Raw genomic sequence first — 5,228 nt, forward strand, 5'->3', positions numbered from 1 at the left:
ATCACGGGGGCTACTCTCTAGGCAGGGCGAGGCTGGCATTTGGCTAATTCAAAAAGAATCTGTACCTTTGCAGGGCAATTGAGATAATATCGCGGGGTGGAGCAGTGGTAGCTCGTCGGGCTCATAACCCGAAGGTCAGAGGTTCGAGTCCTCTCCCCGCAACTCTATATTCCGTGTTACAGGTCTCCAATGTTCGTATGAGTGTTGGAGATTTTTTTTATGCTTTCGTTCCTCCCTCCTCTATCGCCTTTCGCCATTTCTAAGGAAGTCTTTTACACTCCTTATCTAAGTCTAAGGAGGTCGCTCTCCTGTCTCTTGCTCGCTGTGGGAGGTCTTCTATCTCCTCTTTCTCCTTTTCTTAGGGCTTGTCCTGTTCCATTTGAGGGTTATTCCCTCCTTTTTATCACCTGACTTGCGATAATTGGAGAGATATGGTGATGCTTTTTCATTACCTTTGCAGCCGGTTATTATAGAGCAGTATGCAAGAAATACGCAATATCGCGATTATCGCCCACGTAGACCACGGCAAGACAACGCTTGTCGATAAGATGCTACTAGCGGGCAAACTTTTCCGAGACGACAAAGCCACCGAGGTAGATACCTATCTAGATAACAATGCTATCGAGCGAGAGCGTGGGATTACCATCGTGAGCAAAAACGTGAGTATTCGCTATCGCGGTGTTAAGATCAATATTATAGATACCCCGGGGCACGCGGACTTTGGAGGCGAGGTAGAGCGTGTACTCAATATGGCAGATGGATGCCTTCTCTTGGTGGATGCCTTCGAGGGCCCCATGCCACAGACGCGCTTTGTGCTCCAAAAAGCTCTAAACCTGGGTCTCAAGCCCATTGTAGTAATTAATAAGGTGGACAAACCCAATTGCCGCCCCGGTGAGGTGCAAGATATGGTCTTCGACCTGATGGCAAGCCTCGATGCGAGTGACGAGCAGTTGGATTTCCCCACTCTCTTTGGTTCAGCAAAACAGAGCTGGATGAGTGAGGACTACAACAATCCCACCGACACCATTACCCCCCTACTGGATGCGATTGTAGATCATATACCCCCACCACCCATGCTGGAGGGACCGGCGCAGATGCTTATCACTTCGCTCGACTACTCCTCTTACGTGGGACGAATTGCCGTGGGGCGCGTGCACAGAGGTACGATCTCCGAGAATAGCGATATTGTACTTTGCCGCCGCGATGGTTCCGTAGTACGTCAGAAAATAAAGGAGCTCAACACTTTCGAGGGGTTGGGGCGTGCTAAGGCCGAATCGGTCTCCTCGGGCGATATTTGTGCTATTATTGGATTGGAGTCCTTCGAGATTGGGGAGACGGTAGCCGATGCGTCTGCACCCGAGCCTCTTACGAGTATCCGTGTAGATGAGCCTACGATGAGTATGCTCTTTACCATCAATAACTCGCCCTTCTTTGGCAAAGATGGCAAGTTTGTCACCAGTCGCCATATTCACGACCGTTTGGTCAAAGAGTTGGATAAGAACCTTGCGCTACGTGTAGAGCCTACCGACTCTGCGGATTCGTGGCTCGTCTATGGGCGAGGCATTCTACACCTCAGTGTGCTTATCGAAACGATGCGCCGCGAGGGGTATGAGTTGCAGGTGGGGCAGCCCCAAGTAATCATAAAGGAGATAGATGGAGTCAAATGTGAGCCGATAGAGCAGCTTACGGTCAATCTGCCCGAAGAGTATTCGAGCCGTGTAATCGACCTAATTACTCGCCGCCGAGGAGAGATGACCTCTATGGAGAGTAAGGGCGATCGCATCATGCTGGAGTTCACCATCCCCTCTCGAGGTATTATCGGGCTCAACAACTCCGTACTCACAGCTTCGGCAGGGGAGGCGGTAATGGCGCACCGATTTGTCGAATTTGCCCCCTGGCGGGGTGAGATACAACGGCGCCTCAATGGTTCTATTATAGCGATGGAGAGCGGGACGGCTTTTGCCTATGCCCTCAATAACCTCCAGAGCCGAGGCCGATTCTTTATCGCACCACAAGACGAGGTGTATGCAGGCCAAGTGATTGGGGAGCATACCAAAGACAACGATCTTGTCGTAAACGTGTGCAAAAGCAAAAAACTGACCAATATGCGCGCTTCGGGTAGCGATGATAAGGTGGCTCTTGCCCCTCCCGTCATCTTTAGCCTTGAGGATGCTCTCGAGTACATCAAAGCAGACGAGTACGTAGAGGTGACCCCCAACAGTATGCGTATGCGTAAGATTATTCTCGATGAGCTGGAGCGCAAACGTCGCTCTCGTAGCGAAGATTAAGGGTTCTCTTCCCTCCTGTCTACTCTGGAGGAGGGACCATAGTATAACAAGAAACTAATTATGAAAGTAAGAAATCTGATTCTAGGGCTAGCCGTAGCTTTCGCAGGCTTTGCCTCTTTGGGTGAAGCAAATGCCCAAAAAACGTTTGAAAAAGGTACGCAGACTGCAAGTATTATGATTGGCTTGCCCAGCACCACCGGTTTGTTCTCTAGCATTGTCGTTCCTCCTCTTACGGCTGTGTATGAGTATGGCGTTGTGGGCAATCTCTTTAGTAACGGCAAGGGTACTATCGGTGTTGGTGGTCAGGGCGAGTATGTCCTCTTCCGTTCCGGGGCTGATAACTATTCTGGTTATTTCTTCTTCGGAGGTCGTGGTGCATTGCATTATGAGTTCGTTCCCCAATTGGATACCTATGCCGGGCTTGCTCTAGGATGGTCTTTCGTAGGTGGTACTACTCTACGGAATAGCGGATCCTTCGGCACCCAGGCTTTTGTTGGTGCTCGCTACTATGTGACTCCTACTCTTGCCTTGGGGGGAGAGTTGGGCTATGGTCTCACCCTTGTCAATCTAGGGGTGACCTTCCGTTTCTAAACCTCGTCTCTTAGGTACCTCTCCTGAGAGGTGCCGTCAAAGTAGGGAGATGCTCCTAGTATAAGGGCATCTCCCTTTTTTGTATGCTAGGGTAGAGGGGGACTTTTCTCTCTCTCTCTCGTGCAAGGTTTCTTAATGTTTTTATTTCTTCTCGCCACTTTTACTTGATGAGTGATAGCTAGTGTTTGAGCTACTTTTACGCTATTCTTGTGTGAATGGCAAGTGTGTTTTATCTAAAACAATCTGTAAACTATCTTTATTTTTTGTCGGCTTGGTCTTTTTTCTCTTCCTTTGTAGTCGTGAAGGAGTGCATAGCGATGCGTTCTTCCTAATCGCAATGGGTGATAGATTTGGTTCTTCAGAGGGACATTCTCTCTATTCGCATTTCTCTTTGGGATGCGTTGTCTTCTTAGTTTGCTTGTGGCTTTCTTTTGTAAAGGAACGTCTTGCCATTTTGCGCTCAAGAAGATGGATCAAATGATAAATATAGTCCTGAAGGCAACATATCAATATAGATAAATCAATAAGTATTAAGATGAAGATTAAGATGATGGCGGGCGCGTTGCTCGCAGCTCTCGGCCTTTTTGCTTCGTGCTCAAAGACCGGGAAAGATGTTCAGGATCCCAATCAAGAAGGATCTACGTATGTAGGTATTACCCTTAGCATGGGTACTAACGATCTTCGTGCCAACGAAGACGAAAATTACAACCACAAGGGCACCTGGAATGGAAAAGACGAGATCAAGACAATCGATGTGTACGTTGTAGACGTTGCATCCGGAGTCGTTTCTACAGGGGCTTACAATAAGAATAACTTCACGATCACCCAGACAGATGGTGCAGCATCTATTTCAATTGTTCCCAAAACGGCCATCCGCACCACCCCCGGACAGAAAAAGGTGTATGCCGTTGTTAATGCTTCGCCTGATGTAACGCTCACTCTTTCTCAAGCAACTGCTGCTGCTTTCGAGAGTGCTTACAATACGGTAGCTCACGAACTAGCTGTTACTACTGTAGCAATGCACACTGCTGGTAAGGATGTTATCATGGCTTCGAATGCAAAGGAATGCGCTCTTGTAGTGGCCGATGGCGTGACAGAGGCTGAAGCTATCTCCGGTACTAGAAACCGCGCAAAGGTGGATATGAAGCGTGTGGTTGCCCGTGTACTTGTAACCACCAATGCAGATACTTACGAAGTAAAGTATAGCGATGGTGTAACCAAGATGGGTACTGTGAAGAAAATCTCTTATGCCGGTGCTCAAGGCGAGAAGAGGTTCTTTATCGGTCAGCAGCTAACAGCTGATGGTAAGATCAAGACTCCCGCGTATGATTATGTTCCCACTGGTTTTGCAGATGTTTGGGGTGACGGTAAGACGCACTATGATTACAGTGACCTCAAGGCTCACACCTTTACCACGAATCCTCGTATGGCTACGAAGATCACGAGTCCTACTATTGATGCTAAGACAATCGGTGAAGAGTCTCTCAAGCACAGTCTCTTTATGTTCGAAGCTTCGCATAAGTATCAAACCAATTCTGCTAATACAAATGTGAATAACTACGATGGTAATTTCCGTCGTGGTAATACTCCTTATGTACTTGTACGTGCTCTCTTCGTTCCCGATGCAGGTGCTTTTGCCGATGGTGAAGGAGGCTCCTATAATGAAGGACAAACTTTCTATCTTGGTGCTAACAACAGGTTCTACACAACTAAGGAAAATGTAACTAATCCTGCTAAGGGTGGTGTTGTTGGTCAGAAGTTCCGCACGTACGTAAATGGTAAGGTTCTTTACTATGCTTTTGTGAACCCCGATCGTGTACCTAATACGCTCGATGCTCCTGCCTTCCGTAACAATATCTACCGTATCAACATTAAGGGCTTTAAGACGATTGGTACAAACTGGAATCCTCTCTATCCCGAAGATCCTGATAATCCTGCAGTTCCCGGTACTCCCGAGAATCCGGATCCCAGACCTAATGATGATCCTACTGACAATCCTAATCCATTCAATCCAGAAGATCCTAATACTCCAAAGGAAACTTGGATGAGTGTTGAGATGTCGGTACTCGCATGGACGGTTCATACCTACGATATCGAACTATCACTCTAAGTCTCCGTATCGAGTAACGGAAACAAAAAGCTCCCTAAGGAGATCCCTCTTGCCTCTTACCTCATCTCTTGAGGCATGGAGGGGCTCCTGCCGGAGCATTCACCTTCCTTATCTATTCATGAAGGTGTAGACGACTACTCCACTTGAACTGTGAGGGTGGAGTTGCGCACGTCTCATTATTCCTTTTTATTTCTCTATAAATTAAGATTCAATTCCCTCTGAACAATGAAGTTCTTACA

3 protein-coding genes and 1 tRNA gene are annotated in these 5,228 nt (G+C 47.7%); all 4 read left to right on the forward strand.

From position 1 onward, the window contains the following. Positions 1-90 precede the first annotated feature (90 nt). A tRNA-Met gene (locus ACTTHR_RS07970) sits at positions 91-162 on the forward strand. Positions 163-479: 317 nt separating this feature from the next. After that, positions 480-2,288 (forward strand): translational GTPase TypA, encoded by a 1,809-nt coding sequence (typA, locus tag ACTTHR_RS07975; RefSeq protein ID WP_442605789.1) that lies wholly within the window; start codon positions 480-482, stop codon positions 2,286-2,288. A gap of 60 nt (positions 2,289-2,348) precedes the next feature. Beyond that, the gene (locus tag ACTTHR_RS07980) at positions 2,349-2,879 is read left to right on the forward strand and encodes a hypothetical protein (protein WP_314812908.1); all 531 of its coding nucleotides are present in this window, start codon (positions 2,349-2,351) and stop codon (positions 2,877-2,879) included. 535 nt (positions 2,880-3,414) lie between these two features. Continuing rightward, entirely contained in the window at positions 3,415-4,989 is a 1,575-nt protein-coding gene (locus ACTTHR_RS07985) for an Mfa1 family fimbria major subunit (RefSeq protein WP_442605790.1), read from the forward strand. The last annotated feature ends 239 nt before the right edge of the window (positions 4,990-5,228 follow it).

The organism is Porphyromonas endodontalis, assembly GCF_052173515.1.
Taxonomy (GTDB): domain Bacteria; phylum Bacteroidota; class Bacteroidia; order Bacteroidales; family Porphyromonadaceae; genus Porphyromonas; species Porphyromonas endodontalis_A.